11 protein-coding genes are annotated in these 21,914 nt (G+C 59.1%); 2 read left to right on the top strand and 9 right to left on the bottom strand.

Annotation, left to right across the window (positions count from 1 at the left end):
• Window positions 1-436: 436 nt before the first annotated feature.
• A complete protein-coding gene (locus tag ACV7GQ_RS18795) occupies window positions 437-1,678 on the bottom strand; it encodes an RNA-guided endonuclease InsQ/TnpB family protein (protein WP_470313243.1) in 1,242 nt (413 codons plus the stop codon).
• Window positions 1,679-1,716: 38 nt separating this feature from the next.
• Between ACV7GQ_RS18795 and ACV7GQ_RS18790 the strand changes: the two genes are divergently transcribed.
• Window positions 1,717-2,016: a hypothetical protein gene (locus tag ACV7GQ_RS18790; RefSeq protein ID WP_470313352.1), complete on the top strand. Its 300-nt coding sequence runs from the start codon at window positions 1,717-1,719 to the stop codon at window positions 2,014-2,016.
• On the opposite strand, the gene ACV7GQ_RS18785 is transcribed toward ACV7GQ_RS18790, so the two are convergent.
• Complete coding sequence (locus ACV7GQ_RS18785) at window positions 2,013-2,792, bottom strand: hypothetical protein (protein WP_470313242.1); 780 nt, start codon at window positions 2,790-2,792, stop codon at window positions 2,013-2,015. The genes ACV7GQ_RS18790 and ACV7GQ_RS18785 overlap by 4 nt on opposite strands.
• 377 nt (window positions 2,793-3,169) lie before the next feature.
• On the opposite strand from ACV7GQ_RS18785, the gene ACV7GQ_RS18780 reads away from it, so the two are divergent.
• Window positions 3,170-4,072 carry a hypothetical protein gene (locus ACV7GQ_RS18780; protein ID WP_470313241.1) on the top strand — a complete coding sequence of 301 codons (903 nt, stop codon included), beginning with the start codon at window positions 3,170-3,172 and terminating at the stop codon, window positions 4,070-4,072.
• Between the two features lie 267 nt (window positions 4,073-4,339).
• On the opposite strand, the gene ACV7GQ_RS18775 is transcribed toward ACV7GQ_RS18780, so the two are convergent.
• The 7 genes from ACV7GQ_RS18775 to ACV7GQ_RS18745 all read right to left on the bottom strand — a co-directional run bounded on the left by ACV7GQ_RS18775 (window position 4,340) and on the right by ACV7GQ_RS18745 (window position 21,914).
• A complete protein-coding gene (locus ACV7GQ_RS18775; protein ID WP_470313240.1) occupies window positions 4,340-4,675 on the bottom strand; it encodes a DUF7558 family protein in 336 nt (111 codons plus the stop codon).
• Window positions 4,672-4,962, bottom strand: coding sequence for a DUF8069 family protein (locus ACV7GQ_RS18770; RefSeq protein WP_470313239.1), 291 nt, complete (start codon window positions 4,960-4,962; stop codon window positions 4,672-4,674). The genes ACV7GQ_RS18775 and ACV7GQ_RS18770 overlap by 4 nt, the downstream gene beginning before the upstream one ends.
• Before the next feature lie 534 nt (window positions 4,963-5,496).
• Window positions 5,497-12,021 (bottom strand): sacsin N-terminal ATP-binding-like domain-containing protein, encoded by a 6,525-nt coding sequence (locus ACV7GQ_RS18765; RefSeq protein ID WP_470313238.1) that lies wholly within the window; start codon window positions 12,019-12,021, stop codon window positions 5,497-5,499.
• Window positions 12,022-12,401: 380 nt separating this feature from the next.
• Entirely contained in the window at window positions 12,402-14,417 is a 2,016-nt protein-coding gene (locus ACV7GQ_RS18760; protein WP_470313185.1) for a hypothetical protein, read from the bottom strand.
• Window positions 14,418-14,456: 39 nt separating this feature from the next.
• Window positions 14,457-18,824, bottom strand: a complete 4,368-nt coding sequence (locus ACV7GQ_RS18755) for a type IV secretory system conjugative DNA transfer family protein (protein ID WP_470313190.1) — start codon at window positions 18,822-18,824, stop codon at window positions 14,457-14,459.
• A complete protein-coding gene (locus ACV7GQ_RS18750; protein WP_470313189.1) occupies window positions 18,817-20,904 on the bottom strand; it encodes a VirB4 family type IV secretion system protein in 2,088 nt (695 codons plus the stop codon). Before ACV7GQ_RS18750 ends, ACV7GQ_RS18755 begins: the two co-directional genes overlap by 8 nt.
• Window positions 20,901-21,914 carry a TraC-like domain-containing protein gene (locus ACV7GQ_RS18745; protein ID WP_470313188.1) on the bottom strand — a complete coding sequence of 338 codons (1,014 nt, stop codon included), beginning with the start codon at window positions 21,912-21,914 and terminating at the stop codon, window positions 20,901-20,903. Before ACV7GQ_RS18745 ends, ACV7GQ_RS18750 begins: the two co-directional genes overlap by 4 nt.

Below are 21,914 nucleotides of genomic sequence, written 5' to 3'. Positions count from 1 at the left end.
ACGAAAGGACTCTCGTCAAACCGTTTGATTGACGGCGTTTCTATACCGTGGTCTATGGTGGGGTTCTCGGATCTGTAGTACCTGGAATTATATATAATCAACACAGCCGTCTCGGTTCGGTGTTTTCCGAACTATTGCAACAACATCGTACTATGAATGGTCTGCTTACGAGTTCACCCCGCTGTATGACTCCAGTTCACTCGGTGAACTCAAAGAGGTCATTCAGACAGTCGCGGCAGCCTGATTTGAGAATGAAGCTACGAGTCGATTGACCGTTTGTCTGTCACTTTCTGCTAGATTAGAGCTATGTCAGTTGACTTACTGTGTCTCTTCAGAAAAGCGAGCGACCAGCGCATCGACATCCACTCCGTGGACACGGAGCGTCCGCTCGCTGGTGTCACCGCGACACCACGGCGGCACCTTGCGGGTCTGTGCGCTATTCGTTGGGAGCCACCGTGGCTCCCTCAACGGGGGACCACTGGTGGTCGTCCCACTGGAACCGCACGGGCCGTGCCGTCGGCCTGACCGCGGTGTTCGTCGCCTGTTCGAGCAACGTCCGCGAGGCGACGAGGTCGGCGTGGCCCTCGAAGCCACACGGACACCGCAGCGTCTCGCGATACCGGCGCGTCCGCTCGCGTTCGCCACACTCCGGACACGTCTGGGAGGTCCAGGCTTCAGAGAGTGACGCCACCTCGATGCCGTACTCCTCGCAGACGTTCGCCAGCTGGTCGAGACACTGCCGATGCGCCCAGAACGTACGGGCTTTCAGGTTCGCCTCGACTGACCAGTACTCGCCGAGGACGCCGGTGAGGTCACCGTGATAGATGGTTTCGACGCCGTTGTCGTGGAGACGCTCGACCAGATCACGAAGGAGCGCGTTCACGGCGTGATCGCGCCGGCGGGAGCGCTTCCGATAGAGCCGCTGGATCCGCTTGCTGGTGTGCCGATTTTTGGGGAGCTTTGCTTTGGCGTCGGCAATACGCTCGGTGGTTTCTCGGAACTGCCGGAACGGCTCGTGACCGCTGTAACAGTATTGGACGCCCGCCGTCGTCGTACACGCGACAAGGACGTTCGCCCCGATATCCAACGCGGCGACATCAGTTCCGATTGGCGTCTCCTGGGCCTCGTCAGGCACCGACACCGGCTGATGAGCCCGGTACGTATCGGTGACGTCGTCGTAGGAGAGATGGAGGTACCCCTGTTCCCCGTCCCAGCGTGGCTCTCCCCGCACTCGGACGCGTAGCTGTTCGTACGGGCCGAAGCCGTACTCGTCTTTGAGCTGCGAGCCGATACGTAGATCCAGTCGCGAGCGAGTTCCCCATTGCACGGAGTAAGCGTCCTTCCGGAGGTACGTCCGGAGTTCGCGCCCGTCCTTTCGATTCCCCCAGTATCCTGGCGGACTCACCTCCTGTTCAGACTGTTCCAGAGTTTCGAAGAACGACCGCCACGCAGTGTCGTTGACCTGGGTGACCTGTTGGGTCGTCGCGGCACTCAGCACATCGACGTACTCGTCGTAGTACCCTTCACAGTCCCAGACGCTCTCGCCGGCGAAGAATTGCTGCCGGCGCGCATACGTCAGCTGGTTCCAGAGGCTCGCTGACGCATCGAGAATGCGTTGGAGGACGGTGTCGGCCCGCTCCGACTGGGGCACGACTGCGAAGGTGTTCGTCCGTCTCATCGGTCGGACTCGCCCCACATCCGCGGCACGTAGCCGAGATGTTCGATATCGTCCGCATAGTCCCGAAGGAGCCCAATCAGGACGATTTCGGGAACCCCGTTTTCGGCCTGTTCGACCAACCACTGTTCCAGTTCAACTTCTGCCTGCTCGATCTCGTTGAGTTCAACTGGCATCAGTCATCGCGCCTCCATCAGACGATTCACCTGCCGCTGGCGGTGGTAGCACATCTCGAATCACCTGCGCTGTACAGGCACAATCGACTGCGCCTGCACCCATCGCAGGCGCTGGAAAAACACCACCAACAGCGGAACAGCCGTGAGGAAGTGTACCGTGACTAAGTCAGTATCTCTGGAGGTTCGACCTCAACGGCAAAATCCAAGATTGCGACGAGGACTGAGATGAGCAGGAGGCCATATGATATGAGGAAGGTGAGGAGACCAATAGCGAGTATTTCGCTGCTGTTGAAAGGTAGTGCTATTACGTTCGATGCCTGAAGCGAGCCGAGCCACATAATAATACCTCCGAGTAGAATAGCAAGAACCCCCATACCAGCCCACTGAACGTAGGTTTTACCAAAAAATTCGCTCACTGTCATTTCATCGTTAGCAGGTTCAACTTCCACATCTGGAGGGATCGGCCATTCTGAATCATCGCTGTTATAGTAAAAAATATCAGTCTGTCCTATCCGCTCCCTCTTGATTAACTCAATTTCCAAGAGGTCGTCGAGCCTCTCGTCGATAGTAGGATTGGTGACGTCGTTGTTGTACTCTTCTTTGAGACGGATTCGGATCTGGTCACGTGTATACCATGGTCTGTCACGTCGATAGAGAATTTCTGCAATCGGCTCAATCAACGTTTCATCGTGATCTGCATCAATCCGGTCTCTGTCTTCGCTAGGAAGTTTATCCATGATTTTGAGTTTTCTAAACTCAAAACGCATACGCCAGCATCTTTGAGTTTTCGACTTTGAGGTTTCAAAACGCCAAATTCTGGCAGTATATAACCTCTTCCCGGCACTGGTGGCTATTGGTACGCTCACAGATGATGCATCCAACAAGAACAAGCGGAGGAAAAGCATGAGTGCTGTAGCCGCAATCCTCGGGTTCCTCTCCACGATACTATCGGGAATTTTCTGGCTGATGATTACTAATGCACTCCCTGGATCAATAGGGCCGCTATATCACCTCGCTGCGATAGTAATCTCTCTGATTGTCGGATTCACAGTCTATCACAATTTGTCAACCCCCTAACCGAGTTCGGGGACAGAAGTAGATTTATTTCGAGATAGTTAGCTGCGAGCGTAGCGAACGGGACTCTTGAGGCCTTTCTCATCGAAAGGTGATAGTGACGCGATTGAGGGTCTTCTGAGGAACGAATAGATCGAAAAATCATCAGGCCTCTACTAACAACTCGTGTTCCACTGTGTTCTGTCCTGAGGATGCTTGTACAGTAATTATAGGAGGTAGGGAGAGAGTTATGTATTCAAATCATATGGTGGACTCAAGCTGGTTCTTTTCCACGCTGGCACAGACGATCGCTTCAGTCATCGGCTTTATTTTAGCGTTTACGGCTGCGATATACACTATTCAGAAGAACAGGATAAGACAACAGCTAGGACGCTATCTGGATAGCATGGACTCCACGTATCGCGATTTTGATGAACCTCTATTGTCTATGATAGAAGATCTCAGAGACAAGGGGGATTTTGAGGCCCCGTTTGGTGGGATTACATTACTCTTTGATAATGATCCTGATATTGAAAGCTGGGCTGAAGAAGAAGACTCATCGGTGGCTCTGCTTTGGGCGTATTTGAATGAAATTCATACCCAACTCAATACCGCTTCATCTTCCTCCAATTCTGGAGAGATACCACAGTCTTTTGAATCACTTAGAGATAACATCAACAAAATAAAAAATATTATCGAGGATAACACCATAACAGAAGAGATCTACGAAGAGGTCATTGACGAAGCAGCCGATGAAGATTATATGACTGAACAGATTTTCGATTTCGCCACTGCAAATGAAGAGCTATTGAGGAAGAGAAGCGGGAAGCAACCATATACTGCTCATACTATCCAAGGAATCGATGATGTTCTCACAGAACTAAAAATTGATATCAGTAGTATTGAAAGACGACATACGCCCGACCGTATTGCCTTCTATGACCAGCCGCCACGAGACATTTTTCAGAACGCGATCATCTTGTTTTTTATTGGAGTACTGTTGCCGATGGCGTTCTTATTCACGCCACCTTTGGGAATCGAGCAGTTGATTAACTATACTACAACCATAATTTTCATTATTCAATTTCTTTTACTGGGTGGCGTAGCGCTTATGTCCCTCAGATTATTCCGTTCATTATGGGAGCTTATTGAAGGAGAGGAACTATAGGTTGAATAGCCCATCTAGCCGGCCGCGACACTCGGCGATCCAGCTACCATCCTGGCGGACTTAGAAAGGGCGAGGCCGCCTCGGTCGTCCCCCGACCCCGCAAGCACCGCAGGGACAAGGAGCGCAGCGGTGGTCGCGGGATGCCGAGCGGCCGAGGGCTTTCAAGAGTCGTCTCTGTCGACGCATCCGATCGCACTCCAAGTTCGCTGACCCGGTCAGCTTGTCGCAAAGGACATTGGCTCCCTCTCTCGAGATTCTCCACGTGGACTACTCCGCCGACTCGATGCGGTGATCAGCCAGATCTCGCGTCCAGTACGTGGCCGCCCCGTCAGGACAGCAATTTGCACAGAACTGGAGCGGCCCCTCGAGATGGCCGAGCTCCACGCGGAATCGGGTGAGCGCCGCGAGCGCGTCGACGACGAGCCCGCAGCCGTCACAGGCGTAGTGGTCGCGCTGCTCAGGGTTCGGGGTGACCTGCGTCGCACAGTCGACACAGATCGGGTGACTCACCCGTTCGTCCTTTCCCCAGGTGTACGCGGTGCCGGTATCCGTGCCGGGCGGCGCCGCACAGAACGCACACCCGACGACCGTCTGTTGGGTCACGACTCCATCTCGCCGGCGTCCGCGGCTGCCATCCAGCCCTCGTGGAAGACGGCGAGCTGCCACAGCGATTCGAACGCCGCGCCGCTGGGCTCGTGTACGAGGACCCGCTCGTCGACGACCGGCGTGACCGTCCCGGCATCGAGCAGATCTCGGACAAGGTTCCGTGCCGTCTCGTCGTCGAGATCCGCTGTCGACGGCCGGCGCGCATCCCGATCCTGCGCGAGAAGTTCCTGTTCGAAGCGTTCGTGAACGTCTGCCGTCTCGTCGTGGATATCTGGCTCAGACATATGTATCCGGGGGCAAGTAACGACCTGCCCCGCACCCATCATGGGGCGCTACAAACAGCTCCCTCCATCACTATTGGAAGTCCCCGCTCCGACGACTGCTCGACCCTCCACGCCTCACGCCATCGTCCGGGTGGCAACTCTCAACCGTGGCCCGCGGCCTGGCACCTCGGCCCTGTTGGCCGCGAACGCAACTTTGGCCGGCCACCCCCACCACATATCGGTTGATTTTCCTGCTGTCTAGTGGCCGAATTCCCCGCCAAATCGCAAGACGGCGATACCTGACACCAGACTTCGTGGGCTGTTCGGGAACTGCTTCGTTCGTGAGTCTGGTGTCTAGTACTGTCGTCCTGCGATTTCGGGGCCGAAGTACGGATCCTGCCTACCCCGGTGTCCAGGCCAGTTTGGGGCCGGTGTCAGGCTCTTCAGTCGGGCGATTCGAGTCAAGAACTCTGTTGAAGCAGATGTTCGATTCGCTCTTTACCAGTACGTGGGGAGCGGAACTAGCAACTCCTGGTGAAGATCTGGTGAGTGCCCTCAGTCGAACTCACCGCTGAGCGGTACTCGCCCACCACGTAATGCGTCCCATGCCGTCTTCTGGGCTGATTCTCCATTAGACCCATACCGTTGGATGACCTTCTCAATATCCCGCATCTGTGTCGGGTCGAACTCTCCGTCATCGCTCCGGTGGCCAAATACAAGCCGAACGAGATACCGTCGCTTATCAGTGTCACCGTACGTGCGACGTGCCATACGGAATTCGTTGCCGGTGAGAGTGACCCGGTAGCCACCCTCTGGTGTCCCGTCGATCGATTTCACCTCAACCCGTCGCATCCACTCCGGCTCCCATTCCCTGGCATCAGCGTCGGGTCTATGATGAGTGCCGAACGGGTCGATATAATCGAATCCTGGGCCAGATTCCTCCGAGGTATCGATGAGGAGTCGGAACCACCGTTTTCGGTTATCCGTGTCTTCATCTTCGTCGCACATCCGGTCGAGGAAGGTTCCGAAATCGAAGTCGCCATGTCCACCGAACTCCTCCACGTCTTCGAAGACCTTCTCGATGGCTTTCATCCGCCACTGATCGCTGTCACCGTATTTGCGCCAGTCCCGAACCTCTTTGATGATAGCCGATTGCTGGGGTCCTGCATCGTCGAACTGTTCCCAGGCGGCCTGAATACATGCCAATTCCCCGTCACGGCCGTCTCCTGCCACCTCGCTAGCACTCGCCTGTACGGGTCTAGAGCCGCCGACAGGTGGGAAATCGAGCCTGCCCACATCCGAGCTGCTGTCTGCCATCTCCGCCGTGTACTCTCTCTGTCCTTTGTCGTACGCCCGCGCCTTCTTTTTGCGGGTCCGCTTGTTCTGTTTGGCTGTCGCCTGCTCACGGGTTTTCAAGGCCCGTTTGACGCTCCGCAGGGGGGTATCTGAATCCAGGCACTCGTACAAGGGCTGATCTAGGAAATCTTGTATACTTGAGGCCCCGACTGCGTTCTCCAACTCATAGTGGCAATCTTCGGCCCACTCGATGACAGCGTCCTGCAACGAAGGTTCGGTCTCTAATTCCGGGTCAGCTGGCACCGAGACCGTTTCCAGCTCATTGTGAAGACCGAAGATGATCACGGGTCGCCTGTTGAGATCTTTGTCCTCGCAGATCGATTCTGGAAGCACCTCTGCGACGGTATCGAACGGAGACGGCTCGAGTTTATTCTCGTTCGAGATTGCGGCGTTGCTGGCGTACTCGAGGTCGTCCTCGCTGGAATCTGCGTCGATTCGACTGTAGAACTCCTCGACGACCGCCACCGCAGTGAGGTACCTCTGGAGCGAGGGCTCGCGAAGCGACTGCCAATCGGTCAAATCCCTAGTGTCAACCGATTCGGCAAACTCCTGCAGGCCGTCTATCGAAATTATTTCCTCCGCGATGAACTCGTCGATGAGCGTTGCCAGGGTGCCGCGATGGTCTTCTTGGAAGGCCAGCTGGATTCCAGCTTTGAGAACCGCTTCGGCCTGTGACTCGCTCGGTCCCTCTCTAACCAATTTAGTGACATACTCTCTGATGGTTTCAGAACGCTGTCCATTTGCTGCGAATGCCCTCAGTACCTCGTGTCTCGACTTCACCTCCTCCTCATCGTCAGGCACGGAAAACGTATCTGCGAAGGATTCGCGGGACTCCTGGGTGAAAACGGCCAGCAACGCCGGGAGAACCTCGCCCAGGAGGTCCGTGAGCGCCCTCTTTTTGCGCTCTCCAAGGTCGTATTCCCCTCTTATGTCCTTGTATCGATTCATGTGAGGGGCCGCCCGCAAAACCACCTCGAACTTATCCCTCACATCTTCGTTATCGACGATATGGACGAGCGCATCAACAGCATGATGCGGTTCGAAGTCGCCATCTACTCCCCCCGCTAGCAATGCGATTCCGACCGGATCTTCCGCATTCTCCTCGTCGGGTGCCCATCCGACGGAATTCGTGTCACCATATTGCCCAGCGACATCATCCGGCGATACGACGTACATCTCCTTCACCGCTCTATCCAGCTGTCGCTCGATGTCTTTTACCTCCTCCTCTTCGCTGTCTCCCCTGAGTTCGGCCGCGTATGCTGCAGCGAGATCTGCAACACGCTCGTCCAGCTTCTTTCGCAAGTCATCTGGAGGCCTCTCATCGATGTTTCCTATGGCGACAGGTCGGTCTGGTTGGTCCTCAAGATGGATTCCGAACTTACTGTGATCTTCCGCCCCATCGGCGAGTATGTTCGCTATCGGCCCTGGGTTTCGCGTCGGCAACTCGACGAAAGGCTCCTTCTGCCCCTCCAATTGTTCTCGAGCGAACTCTGGGAGTGGCTCGTTATAGATGTCGACATCAGCGACTTTTCTGTTCCCTAACGGCTGGGGATCGGGAGTGCCTCCCCTGTTCACGAAAACCTGTGTTCCCGTGTAGAATATATCCCGCCGTTTCCACTGCCGAATCAGCTCTGCCTCCGAGAGTCTGTCGAGATGTGGGCCGTCGTTGAATTCCCGAAGCAGTCTGAACGCGTCGTTGCGGAACGATCTGTACCTCTTCCCGTCGAATCGCTCTAAAAGTGAATCAAGGCGTTCAGCAGCAGTTGCAGGGCCGGAAGTATCGGTTCCGATTCCAAGCTCCCGTCGAATCTCGTCTTCTGGTGCCAGCGTCTCGATCTCGATGGCCTCGTCATTAATGCTCGCCGTCAAGCTCGCATAATCAAGCTGTGGTAGGTTCTGCGTGTTCTCGTAACCGAGTTCGGTTGCTCCGACTAGGTCTTGAGAGGTCTGGATTCCTTCATCGGACTTCGGTGGCCAGATCGAGGTCTGGCGGAGCTGTACAAGGCCTAGACTCGGGATTTGGCTTCTGGGTGATTTAACCTGATGACTATTGCCGAATGCCCCAGCACAGGCCCATCCTACCGGGAACAACCGGTCCGACAGCTCCGGCCATATGAGGAGAATAGCGTTCCGGAAGGCGCGAGCTGTCTCCAGATCGGCTTCCGACGGGACATCAACGAACCGCCACCACATCGGGATCGCGAGTCGAGATGTATTATTATGTGCGCCTTCGTACACCGACCACTCTTCGGTCCGTTGTTCGGCATTTCCTCCACAGTCGTCAGCATGCCCTACAGCGAAAGCGGGATGATTACGTGCTCGTCGGCAGACATCGGCGTACCGTCCCAGTAATTGGCCTTCAGGGGTGAATGGCAGTTCGGCTTCATCGGTGTTTGGAAAGTCGCCGTCCGAGAGGCTCTTGGCTTCCTCATATAACAGCGTTCGCGGGCGTCGTCCCTGTTGTCTCCTGTTGGCTGGATCGAGCCAAGCCCATTCTATCCGCGGTCCGACCTGCACGCCTAGGTGGAGGAGGAAGTTCAGCAACCAGTATTCATCTGGCGGAGTCTCGGGACCCTCTCTCTCGGTCGTCGGATGGGGACCCAGCTTGGAGCGAATCTTCTCCGGTGAGGCGAGCGTAGGTGCTTCTTCTGCACGGAACTCCTCGGCCAAGTCTACCGCCATCGCCCATCGTCGAAAGTCATCCGCTCGAGCAGCATCCGATAACCGATTTTCCTCGAAAGTATCATCGACTCGCTCATCTTCGAGTGCTTCGGCGACTAGCTGGAACTCTTCGACCCAGTCTTGGCCGAACGATATCTCGGCCGCAGGTTTCGATTCCGATCCCGCCGTCGGGAGTCGTATGTAGTCAATATACCTCTCCCGCAGGAAGTTCTCATCCTCGATTGCGTTGAATTTCTTCCCTTCCAGCAGGTCACCGATTCCATTCGTGTCGACAGATACAGAGAAATCCGTGTGGTAGTGTAATCCCTGGTATGGAAGTGGGTTGAACAGCTCTGCGCTCGTCTCTTCCCTGCGGGCGGTCTCAACGTATCCCTTGTACAGATACTCGAGAGCCTCATCTTCGTTTTTGGGCCGCTGCTCCTCTCTGTTCGGATACCCACCGAGTTCGGAGGCAACCCGACGGTAGATATCCGTGTCACCATCGAACTTGGTCGTATCCCATTCCTCCGCGTTGTCGTCAAGAGCACCATACCAGGACTCCACGTAGGGAACGAGGAAGACGTCGAATGTCGAGGGGGGTGGGCCGATTCGTCGGTCCGTTTCGGATGAGTCCTCATAGAAGACCGTTCTGTTGATGCCTGAGTCGCTATTCCTGTTCTTCGCCCGGACCAGATGGCCGATTTCCTCTATGCCTGATCCTTCGGTAATCTCTTTGCTCGAATCTGACTCCTGTCCACTATAATCCAGTGCTGGAATAACCGGGATCTGACGCTTACCCAGCTCTATTGCCGCAGTCGATTCATCGCCCGTCAACCGTTGGGTTAGTGTTTCGAAGTACTTGCATGCCGGTTCCGGGTCATCGATCTCCACCGCGACCTCCTCGTTTCCTCCTGTATCGGCACCGGTTCCCCAGATTTGGTCCAACACCGAGACGAGGTTGTCGTCACCCCCTCCACTAGCATCGTCGCCGGGATTCTTGTCCAGTAGTGTTGACACGCCGATGCGAGCCGCAGCTGTTCGCAACTGATCTCCTGGTAGTCTTCCCTGTTTTCTGGCCGCAGACAGCCATACTCGGCCGTTCTCGACGACGGCTTTCTTTGGTAACCGGTCGTGGGACCACTCTCCATTCTTTTTGAGGTATTCACGCACTGGCTCGAACGCTTCTAGACGGAATTCTGAATCGAATGCCCCGAGGTTGGAGTCGGCGACCTCAAGCAGCACCTGTCCGGGTTCCGCTTCGGCGCCCCCGAACGTGGGAACACATGGAGCGGCTTCGAGCTCATCGCACAGTTCCTCGACGAACGTTGAGACGGCGTCCTGCCGCCTTCGACTCGTCTCTGTACCGCTCGATTCTGTCGCTCGCAGTGGCATAACGAGCCAAGGTAGCCAATCCCTGAGTTCAGATTCTCCATCCAGAATATCCTTCACCGTCTCGAGCACGAACTCTTGGAGGATACCGTCCATCAGCAACTCTTTGTTCCTCTGATGATCAGAGTCCAAGTTCTGCCTGTCCATCTGTACCTCGAACGGAGCGTGTACGATGAACGGGAAGGGGGTGTTCTCGTCCTCGATCGGATAATAAAGGTGGAGAGGTTGTGGGTCCAGAGACATCCCTTTATTTGGTTGCGGCCGTTCATAGAGAACCTTCAGAAGATTCTCTTCATCCTCTTCAGTCGAGGAGTTGCTCCACGCTTTCGTGTACAACTCGAACTCTGATTCGGACTCGGATTCCGGATCGGGCTCTGATTCGGTTCTCGTCTCTGGATGGACTGTTACCTGCTGTGACTTCATCAAGTCGCTTCCGGCTACGGTCGAACATTCTCCGTTCGATATCTCGTAGTGGTAGCTCTCGCAGGGAACGCTTTCCTCATCGGTGATACGAACGAGGTCGACATTTTCGACCTCTTCCAGCAGAATCAGTACCTCTGCGGTGATGGTCTCCTCACATTCCTCCCAGATCGCCTCGTTCCGCTGCTCATCACCGATCTCAGACGTGCGTTTTTTTCGCCATTCTTCGACCGGCAGTTCGATATCTGAATCCCCATCGGCTTCTACACCGATGGCGTCTTCAAGAAGAGAATTCCAAGCTTCGTCAGTGTAATCGACCGTGACAACGGTGGTATACCGCTCTTCAGAGACGTGGTCGGTAAGCTCTTCGCTCGTCGAGATGTTCGAACCCTCCCGTCCGAGAAGGGTATTCAGAATTGCGTCGTCTTCCGTCTCATCTCTGACTACTGGGTAGCGGAACGGCGATAGTTCTGGGAGGTCGGTAAGAACCTTACGAGGGCTCGGGGGCCTGTTACTCGGGCTCTCTCCGACAATGTCGCCGGCGTCGGGCCACCCCTTGCTATCCCTAAGTAGCGGGTGGTCCGCTCCCTCGGAATCGATTCTGTCGACCATCGCCTCGAGGTACCGGACATACCCCTCAAAGGTCTCGTCCTCTCCCAGTTCTTCCGCGATTCTTTCTTGGAGGTCTGTCGAGTCAGCCTGTATGACCTCCAGATATCGACGCGCCAGCATTGCCCACGCGTGAGCAGCAGTAAAGTCTACGGAGAGATGCTCCTCGGTGGCCTCTTCCGAGACAGCTGAGTGGATGCCGAATCGATTTCCAAGAGCCATAATCGACCGCATACCGACGCCTTTCTCACCGATTGTCTCATTATCAGCTTTCCCCTTACCGAGACGTCTCACACGATTGAGAATCTCCTCCTCATCGAGACGGAACCGTTGACCGGTATTGGCGACGTACAGCGTTTCTGGACCAACGACCACCGCAACTGAGCCCTCACGTTGACCATTATCGTCACTACGTCCTTTTCGTATGGCGTCACGAGCATTCTGTACGAGTTCTAAAACGGTACGGTTCTGGTGGGCCTCCGCAGTCATCCGGGAACCGGTCGCCAACTCTGTCTGGTTACTCCAGCTCTCCTCATTTAGAAGTGCGTGTGAGAGATTTTCATAACACGACTCTTCGATAGTTTCACGTAATTCCTTCTTGGTGGCCGCAGCATCCGAATCGGTCTTTCTCCCACCTGCTGACATTCTATAAACCTCGTTGGGAGAGTGGGATTAGTCCTTTGGGGTCTCTCAGTTCCTGTCCCAGTTCTCAGTCGATGGATACGACCTGGCAATATGCGATATCGGTCGCAAAAGGCGTCCCAACAGCATCGATTTTAGCGCCGCCTCGACAGCCCCGTACTCCTGCGTCTGAAACCTAATGTGCGGTTTTCGTGTCTCTTAGTGATCGCTGGATCGCTCCAAGCCGTCTCCAAGATATGACCACGGATTCCGACCTCATCTGACATTCCAACTCACCCTTACGACCCCGTGATAGTCCCATCTGTGAATGACTCGCGCGCTGTATACAGCGCGGCTTCAACAACCTATCAGCAACTTCGGATTTCAACCGAGTCATAAGGCGTCTACTCACCGAACGAAACGAACTGTTTTGCCCTTTCAAGTGAGGATTGCGCCTCGTCCCGATCCTCTTGATTCGACTCTTGCTCGAACTGGCGTTCTTCGAGAGCAGCCTCTAGTCGATCACGTTCGGAGCGGACGGTTGCGAGCTCCGATTGGAGCTGGTCAACCTCCGCTTCCAGATCCTCGATTCGCTCCGATTTCTCCTCCAGTTCAGACTCGAGACGTTCCACCTTCGCTGTCAACAGCCGGTTCTTTTCGCGAAGATGAGCCCGGTCCAGGTCGCCCGCTGGCTCATCGCTCGTAGGAGACTCGACGGATGACTCCGATTCACCGTCAGCTCCGTCCTCATCGGGCGTGACTGGGTCTCGACCGTGGTTCAGGCCAGCGTCTTCGATGGCTTTCAGTGTCTCATTGTATGTTTCGTACCCTGGGAACCCCTCGTAGGTTCCATCCTCTCCCTCGCGATCGACAAATGCGTCCTTGGGACAGACCTTGAGCGCGACAGCCGCCTTCCGAACGGCCCAGAAAGGCATCTGGTCGTAGGTTCCGCCGTCGACGCGGTCTGACCCGGCCTCCGGGATCCACACCGGAATGTCGTAGCCGGCACTCCGCAGTTCGTCGACGGCAGCCCAGTAGTCCTCCCCGTCGAGGGCCGCGTCGGCGTCGGAGAGAATCCCCGTCGCAAGCGCCATCAGTTTCGCCGGCCCGCCGCCGGCGTTCACCTTCGAATCGCCGAAGGTGTTGGCCTGTTCGTCGACGAAACAGGACTGCCCGCTTTCGCTGTGGCGCCAGCACGGGTCGAACTGTGGCCGCGGCTGGTTGGGATCCGTATCGTAGGCATCGCTCGCGTAGTGGCGGGCGATCTCGCCGATGTCGATGTTCTCGACGGTCTTGTAGACGTCTTCTTTGAAGGGCGTAATGGGGCGGCCTTCGAGGGTGCCATCGAGTTCTTCCAGCCGCTCCTCACGTCGCTGGAGTGCCGCCTCACGCTGGCGCTGTCGCTCCCGTTCCCGCTCGCGCTCCGCTTCGACCCAGGCCTCCAGCGTTGTCCGCCACCCGTCGTGGTCCTCGTAGAGATCCGTCCAGAGCGCCGCGACCAGCGAGTCGACACAGTCCGTGTGCTCGACCCGTGTGAAGTCGTCGGCCCAGTTGACCGCCTGCTCGATGAGGACGTTGTCGACGGTCTCGAACGGACGGAGCTCGTAGCGGACGTCGTCGGTTGCGATGGGCGTGACGACGGCATCGTGATCAGCATGCACCGACAGCGGCGGCTTGTACTGCCGATTCTTGTTGTTCACCCAGTCGGGCTGGATGACGTCGCCGGCGCCGTCGATCCGTTCGTTCACGCGGGCCTCTGCCTCCTGGAGCCACGCGTTCGAGCGGTCGAGGAACGCATCGAATACCCGTTCGAGCGCATCCGGATCGTCGCTGAAATGGTCCGCAATCGGGAGCGTGGCCTCCGGGGCTCCGAAGACGTACGCTCCCCCGACGGAGTCCAGCGCATACACCGCGTCCCGAGACCCGTAAAGCGTCGCGTACTCCTCGATGTAGGCCTCAAGCGTTCGCTCGACGAGGGCACGCGTGTCGGCATCGAGGTCACCACGCTGCGGCTTGATGTCGTCGGCGAGGTCGATATCACCCCAGGCGGGAACCGCCCGGAGGTCGGCATATCCAGGGGTCGGAGGCTCATCCTGCCAGACGGTCGTCCCCTCAGACTCGTCGTAGCGACAGGGTTCCCACTGCTGGAAGGCCGACGGCGTCTTGTAGGTGGTGACGGCGTAGAGTGTCCGGTCGAGGCGGTCGTGGATCTCGTCGTAGTCACGATCGAGACGGGCAACCCGCCCGCGCCGGGGATACCCGGCCTTGATGGCCTCGACGTCGTCGTGGTCACGTTTGATGTACCACCCGACGAAGTCGTTCAGCCCGATAGTCGGGTAGTCCTTGACGGTCGCCAGCGCCTCGTAGACGGGTTTGGCACGACGGTAGTGCTCGCGGATGGCTGCTTCGGAGAGCGTCATCTCGTGTGCTCCTGCACCTCCTGAGCGGGAGCGAAGCAACTACGCACTAGCATCGCTCGATTCCTCCTGGTCGCCGGCGTCGGCCAGCTCGATTCCGACGTAACAGCGCCGCGTCTGGCCGTCCAACCACTTCTTGTCACGCTCGAACTGAGCGTGGTCGCGAAGAGTCCGTGTGAACCGATTTTTCGGCTTCACCTCGTACTCCCCGGCCGCCGCATACTGCTCGTACGCATCGTACACCTCAGCGACCGCGACGACCCCGTCGTTGGATTCGGTGAGGCGGTCCCTGACGAATGCCTGAATGCCGTACGGGTCCGCCTCGTCGTCTTCTTGCGCGTCGGAATCGGTCGAGTCATCCGGGGATTCCCCTGCCGGATGGAGCGTCCCGTCCTGGATTGCGTCCACGAGGGCCGAAATCCCGGTGAATGTCTCTGTGCCTGGCGTGTGGATGTCGAGCGTCTGGTCGTCCCCGACAGTCGCAATCGCATACGAGCGCTCCGTATAGTCCGGAACGGGCAGGTCGGTACTGGGCACGAACGGGCGCTTGACGGGCACCCAGTCCGATTCGAACGCCTCACGTGACTCGTAGGACTCGGGCAGTTCCCCCGGCCTGAAGACGGTGTAAGTCTCGCTCTCGGCATCGTAGCTGTACGTCGCCGGGAACTGGTCTTTCGACACGGCGTCGAAGGAGTCGATCCGGGCGTGTTGGTCCCCGGCACTATCCTCCAAGACGAACGCACCGTCCCGCTCGAACCAGCGGGTGTGACGACTACCACCGGTGGCCGGTCGGACGGCCGTCACCCCATCCGCGGCTCGCGCACCGCCGTTGAATATGACGTTGTGGTTCATCGTATACAGCCGCGTCTCACCGGAGGAGAGCTGATTTCGTGGCTCATCGAGAATCTTCGCGAGCCGGTCGGCAATCTCGTCAGCTGGTTGATCGTCGTGGTCTGCGACGACGAACAGCGGGATTCGGTCCTGTTCCTGGGCTTTTCGGAGGTTCGAGAGGACCTTCGCCGGCCGGACGTGGGTGGTGGTTTCGACTTCGACCTGGAGCTCCCAGTCGAGGTCCGAATGCGTCGCGATGGCGTCAGGGCGGGACTCACCGTTCTGATCGAGGACCTCCACGGAGAACTCCGCCGCTGCGAGCGCCCGCTCGACCGTCTCGAGCACTGCATCGTGGTGCTCGCCCCCGCCGGTCGGTGATGTCGACGTATCGGGTGTGGCTGCCTGCTCACCCTCGTCTGTGAGTCGACACTGCACCGACGTTGCCCCGTCCGGGAGATCGACCTGGATGAGCGAGGACGCCTCCCGCACTTCTGGTAGTGTCTCGTAGCCCTGCGCCTCGATAGTGCCTTCCTCGATGCGCGAGAGCAGTTCCTCGTCGACGTCCTCGACGGACACCCAGCCGTTCGTCTCGCGGACGTCGTTCGACAGTTGGACAGCGCGGATCGCCCGAGCCATCGCGACCTCCAACGGCAGGTCGTCGGTGTTCTCCAGAGCGACGTCAGTCGCCGCGTCGCGGCTCTCCACGGTCGTCCCGCCGGCAACCCCGTACTCCTCGCGGGTATGCTCGTGGACGGCCTCCAGAGCGTCTTGGAACCGCTCTTCCTGCGCCCCGGTCATAGGCTGCTCGCTATCGGGATGCCCGGGCGGAATCGGGAGGGGTTCGATACTGAACGGGTCGGGGCCGGTTTCGCCGAACTCAGGACTCGGGAGCTGGGCGATCCACTCGCCACGCGGGAGTGAACTGATCCGATTCTTGAACTCGACGGGATCCATCGCCTCGTGTGAGAGTGCCTCGGCGATGTCGGCGTCGACGGCGATCTTCCCGACGAGCGGACTGCCGATGTTGTTCAGGACGTTCAGGTAGACCTCGCGGTTACCAGCCTCCTTCATCTGCTCGGGGAACTGCGTCACGAGTTCGATGGATAGCCGGAACTCCCGCCCCTTTTCGAGCAGCGTCGTCAGCGTGTCCGAGACGACGACCGATGACGCTTCGTCGATGAGCAGGTTCGCCACGTAGTCGTCCGGCTTGCGGGCCAGCTCGTCGCCGTCGCGACGCTTGACGGCGTCGTAGAGTTGCGTCAGGATGACGCCGGTCATCACCCGGGCGGCCTCGTCGCGGAGATCGCCCAGATCGAAGATGACCACCTTGTCTTCGTCGAGGAGGTCGCGGAAGTCGAACTGTGACTCGGTGTTGTTGAAGATTCGCCGGAGGTGAGCGTCCTGCGTGATGTAGTCCATCCGATTACTGATGCCGCTCACGACGTTCGAGAACGTCGCCGGGTTCGAGCGCAGGTGTCGCTCCAGTTTCTCCGCGACTTGCGGGTCACTCGCCCGTGGCGCGTCCTCCGGCGTCGGGTCCGGAGGGCCGGCGGCGTGGAACTGCGTGACTGCGTGTTCGAGCTGGTCGTGAGTGAAGTAGTCCACGTCCTGCCGGAAGTGCCCGTTTTCGAGGCCGTACTCCTCGTCGTACATCGCCTTGATGAGGTACTTGATGAGCGTCGGCGAGGCGATGGCGTCCTCGTAGCGCTCCGGCCCCATCACGAGTTTGATGAGCTCCTCGTAGTGGTCGGCCTTGTCCTGGATCGCGTCGACGCGACGGACCCCATCCTCCAGCGCCGGCGTGATGTCGAAGAACGCGAATCCGGGCAGGATATCGGGCACCGAGAAGTGTAGGACGTTCTCCTCGAGGTCGTCGGTGCCGAAGCGCTTCGCGTGAGCCCGCATATAGTTCTCGGGGAGGTTCCCGCCCTTGGAGTCGATCAAGAACACGGGGCCCGTGGTCTGCTCGTACAGGGAGAGCGCGTCGTTGATCAACGCGACTGATTTGCCGGCGCCGCTCTTCGCGAACCGGCCGACGTGGAACGGGAGTAGATGCGGGGGAATCCGCATCGGCTCCGGCGTCGGTGTGCCGTCCTCTCCGAGACCGCGGCCGATTGCCATCCCAGCGTCCGTGAACGCATCCATGTGGTCCTGCGCCGGGAGTGGCAGGGGCGTCCGGCTCTCGGGTTCGGCGTCGGATCCCCGCCCGCCCTCGGTCGTGAGCTCGGTCGCCGGCGGGACGACCACGAAGTTCGCCAACTCACCCGGCCCCAAGACGAGATCGGGGCGGGTTTTCCGCCAGCTTCCCTTGGTCGTCAGGCTGGCATTGAAGACGCGGTCGGCGTGTTTCTTAGCCCGCCGACCCTTTCGGAGCCCGCGGCGGACGCGCTTCGGTCGGAGCCGATAGTGGGGCCCGTTCAGGTGGTCAAACACGGACCCGATATCGTCGAGGCGGTGGTCGACGCGCTCGCGCTGTTGGTCGGTGGCCACGAGCGAGAGCGCCCGCATATTCACCGTGAACGTATGCTGTGGCTCTTTCTCGTCGATGGCCTCGACGCGCTCCCGACCGCCAATGTCGAGGTATCGGCGCTGGCGGCCGGTGTTCGAGGGACTCTGTGGTTCGTTCTCCGTGTTTCCGAGGAGCTCCCCGAGGAACCAGTCGACGATCCGGTCCTCGCCCTCGCGGAGTTTCCGCTGGCGTTCCCGTGCCTCGTGCGTCCAGTCCGGCTTCCGCTGGAAGAGCACCTGAAACGCGATCGGGTGTTCGGCGCGGGTCAGCTGGTCGATGAGTGATGCGAGCGGTGCCCGTGCGTTGTCATCGTCCTCGCCTTCAGTCTCCGTGAACTGCGGCAGCGTCGTCATCCAGTCTTCGCGTCGGGCCGCCTTCCCACACCAGGTGATTCCCAGCGGTGTCGTCTCCTCGACGCTCGGGGGCGTGTGATCTGGTTGCTGCCGGACCTCGGGCTCGGAATCGGACGGTGGGCTCGTCCTCAGATCGTCACTCGACTCGGTCCCGAACAATAACTCAGCGTCGTCGTCTGCCGATGTAGTGCTCTCAGAAACCACGCTCCCACCGTCGCCGACTGGCTCTTGGCGTGTAGCATCGAAGAGCGGCGCGGGGTCCGCATCGGAGTGCGGGTCATCGAAGGCATCCTCAGATGTCTCAGTATTCTTCTCGGGACGGTCATCGTCCCCAGCACCGCTATCGTGAGCTGGATCTGCTGTCGACGGGAGCAGTTTCGCTTCCAGGTCAAGGGTAACCCGCTCGAACGTCACAGTCGGTGGATACAGCGTCCGGAGGCGCTCCTCGAAGGCATCCATCCGCCGGTCGGCGCCGTAGTAGAACTCGACCGGCTCGTCTGCGCCCTCGCTCACTGCGAGGAATTCGAACACCGGCGGCGTATCGCCGAAGGGCCCGATACCCTTGAGAAGTCCATCGTTGCCGGCATCAAGGCCGTGGAGGCCGGCGAGCTGGCGAACCACAGTCTCCGGTGCGAGATCACTTCGGGACGGCGTAATCCGGATGTACTCGTCACCGCTGTTCGCAGCCGTGGGGTCTGACGGACGCTGCTCAGTCATCCTCCTGAGAGGCAGTGCTGGTTGGGTCACCGCCGTCGGCCCGAGCGCCGGCGGGGCGACTGTCCGGGCTCGTTACGCTCGCACTCGACTCGGGCTCGAGCTCGGCCACGTCAGCAGCGCCGCCGTCGATGACGTGGGCCTCGTAGTCACTCGCCCGAATCCGGAGCGGGAACCAGCCCTCCTGGTCGATACCGACGAGCGCCTCCGAGTAGCCGTCCTCGTCCTCACCAGCCTTCGCGGAGGTGACCCAGTTCACCTGCCGCTCGCTGAGGTCGAACCACTTGGCGATCTTCTCTTTCTCCTCGTTGACGCGGTGGAGGACAGTCAGCGAACAGAGGTTCGCGATGGTGCGTGCCTCCGGCGTCAGCGCGAATTCACCCCCCGTTTGCGTGATGAATTCGAGGCTCAGATCGAAATGCCGGCTGTGCCGGACGGCCGTCTCTAGGAAGTCCAGCGAGACGGCGTCGTTCATCAGGTAGTGCGCCTCGTCGATGCAGAAGACGACGCGCTTGTCAGTCTGCTTGACCCGCTCGTAGACGCTGTTGAACAGCACCTGCATCATCAGGCTGGTCTCCGCCCGGCCACGGGTGCCCTCCTCCTGGTGGAGATCGAGGTAGATGACCTTCGAATCGAGGTCGAACTCGGAGGGACGAGCAAGGTTCTCGAGTTCACCGCCCTCACGGAATGAGGGCCGGAGGTCCTTGAGGAGCGACTGGGCATCCGACTGGACGGCTTCTTGCTCGCCTTCAGTGACGTACCCGTACTCCTCGGGGTCTTCAACTATCTCCTCGAGGACCGTGATGACGTCGTGGATGGTGGGCGAGTCCCGGGTATGCGTCTCCGGGTCGCGGGTGATCCCGCGCTTCTCGTAGGCTTCCTGGACGGCCCGCCGGAGCGTCTGGTTGCGCTCGCCGAGCGGGTGATCCGCGACGTGCTCGAAGAACGTCGCGAAGAAGGTCATCACCCAGTTGATCTGCTCGCCCCACGGGTCGATGTCGTCGACCTCCTGCAGGACGTGGTCGGGTGTCGGCTTGATCTCCAGTGGGTTCAGCCCTCGCCGGCCACCGACCGTGATGCGCTCGCCATCGAGCGCCTCGTTGACGCCGGCGAACCCCCGCATCGGGTCGAGCATAATGACGACCGTATCCTCGTCGAACATCGCCCGCCGCACCAACCGAAGCTTCGTCGCGAAGGATTTGCCCGCGCCGAGCCGGCCGATAACCATCATACAGTAGCCGGTTTGCCGCTTGAAGCGGTCGAGGATGAGGGGACTCGAATTCAGCGCGTACGTTCCGTACTCGATGCCGGGTTCCGCAAACGCACCGGAAACGAAGGGGAACATCGCGCCGACAGCTCCACCGAGCATCGGCGTCTTGCTGTCGAGCGTCTCGTTGAACTGATCGAGAGCGATGGGGCTCGCCGACGTGAAGGTCTTCAGCTGTGACCACCGTGGCGTCACCGGCGTCAGATTCGCGGGGGCCTGTCGGGCTGTCGTTGACACCGACTCGGCGTCGATATTCTCGCGGTCGTCGCCCCGGACCGTGAGATACATTGAGACGTCGAACGCCTGCATCGTTGTGTTCCGGAGGACGTCGTACATCTCCTGATGGTCCTCGAGGTCTTTTTCGACCCCCCGGGCGCTCGCACGGTGTTTCTCGGTCAGGTACTCATAGTCGGCTTCGAGGTCCTCGATCTTGTTCTCCAGCGAATCCAGCGTCTCTCGCGTGTCGCGAGGGTCGATGTGGATGCTGACATCCGTCTGCTGGGTCTCGGCGGCTGCGTACAGCTTTTCGAGGAAGCCGTCCATCGGCGCATCGGGGTACTCGCCGACCCACAGGCTCTGTGCCCACTGGGTGTCGGTCCTGAGAGCGCTGGGCGTTCGCTCGATACTCGACGGCGAGACGACGGTCTGATGGATTTCAGGGATGCCGTCGACCGCCTCCCCGTCGGCCTCGTAGTCCACGGTGAGCCGTGATTCAGCATCATCTTCCTCCTCTTCATCGGTGGCCTTGTCTGCGGTGGCCTCGGCGTCAGTTTCTGAACTATCCGAGCTGGTGAAGGGCAGCAGGTTTCCAATCATGGTTTGTTGATGACGGGGGACGTGCGGAGCACCTGTTCGGGGTCGCCGTACTCGATTTCCGTACCGCTCCAGTATTCCGCGATAAGGCGGGTGAGTTCGGCCGCTTCGACGGGGCGCGTGTCACACCCCTCGATGCCCCGCAAACCGCGCTCGACCCGCCGGCGCCGCTCGTCCAGTTCCTCGAGCATCGCGGCTCGCTCCTCTTCCTCCGGTGGCGCCGTGACAATCTGGACGAGGATGCCCAGCACGGGGATCCCAGCGAGCTTTTCGAGGAGGCTGGCCCGTTCGTACCGGACCTCCTCGGGCCGCACCGGGATCAGGACGTAGTGGTCGCGGATGGTCATCTGGCGCTGCGCCAGCTCTCGGTCGTACCAGTCGACGTAGTGCTCGATGAGCGCCTGGAGTTTCTCGTTAGATTTGACGTCGGGGTCGCTCAACCGGTCTTCGTAGCGGCCGACATACTCGTCGGCGGGGAACGCCTGCGTCGTCGAGTAAATCTGGATCGGGAACTCGACGGTCGTATTGACGAAGTCCTGGAAGGCCTCTGCCTTCTGGGCCCACTCCTCGTCGGTCGCGAGCGCCATCGTCGGTGGCGACACCTGCACCGCGCCGACGAGGGCCCGGTCCGTCCGCTCGATGGCGTCGTGTCGCGGGTAGACGCGCTCGACGTGTGTGTACTCCTTCGCCTCCTCGTGGGCGATCTCCGTCTCGCTGCGGTGGAAGTTCACGAACAGGCCGAGCCAGTCGAGACTGTTTGTGTAGCCTGGCGTGAGGTAGACGAACAGCCCACCGAAGGCGATCGCAATCGCTGCGAGGGGGATTGTGAGGGCAGACACCGGGATGCCGCGGACCGTGAGCGACGGTGGGATAACGACCTGCGTCACCAGGACTACCAGGACACCGGGAAGGCCCGCAACGGCGAGGTCCGTCAGGGAGTACTTCCCGAGGAATTGGGTGTCGGTACCGAGCGACTTCGGAATTCGTTTCGCGGGGTCAGTTGCGGAGCTCAT

The organism is Haloarcula sp. MBLA0163, assembly GCF_055632435.1.
Note: the sequence above shows the minus strand (reverse complement) of the source record. Positions and strands in the feature narration are given on the sequence as shown.

Bases quoted from the DNA above. Each gene is read 5' to 3' on its own strand.
- ACV7GQ_RS18795 (WP_470313243.1), bottom strand. From the start codon at position 1,678: ATGAGACGGACGAACACCTTCGCAGTCGTGCCCCAGTCGGAGCGGGCC.
- ACV7GQ_RS18790 (WP_470313352.1), top strand. From the start codon at position 1,717: ATGTTCGATATCGTCCGCATAGTCCCGAAGGAGCCCAATCAGGACGAT.
- ACV7GQ_RS18780 (WP_470313241.1), top strand. From the start codon at position 3,170: ATGGTGGACTCAAGCTGGTTCTTTTCCACGCTGGCACAGACGATCGCT.
- ACV7GQ_RS18770 (WP_470313239.1), bottom strand. From the start codon at position 4,962: ATGTCTGAGCCAGATATCCACGACGAGACGGCAGACGTTCACGAACGC.
- ACV7GQ_RS18765 (WP_470313238.1), bottom strand. From the start codon at position 12,021: ATGTCAGCAGGTGGGAGAAAGACCGATTCGGATGCTGCGGCCACCAAG.
- ACV7GQ_RS18760 (WP_470313185.1), bottom strand. From the start codon at position 14,417: ATGACGCTCTCCGAAGCAGCCATCCGCGAGCACTACCGTCGTGCCAAA.
- ACV7GQ_RS18755 (WP_470313190.1), bottom strand. From the start codon at position 18,824: ATGACTGAGCAGCGTCCGTCAGACCCCACGGCTGCGAACAGCGGTGAC.
- ACV7GQ_RS18750 (WP_470313189.1), bottom strand. From the start codon at position 20,904: ATGATTGGAAACCTGCTGCCCTTCACCAGCTCGGATAGTTCAGAAACT.
- ACV7GQ_RS18745 (WP_470313188.1), bottom strand. From the start codon at position 21,914: ATGAGCTCCGCAACTGACCCCGCGAAACGAATTCCGAAGTCGCTCGGT.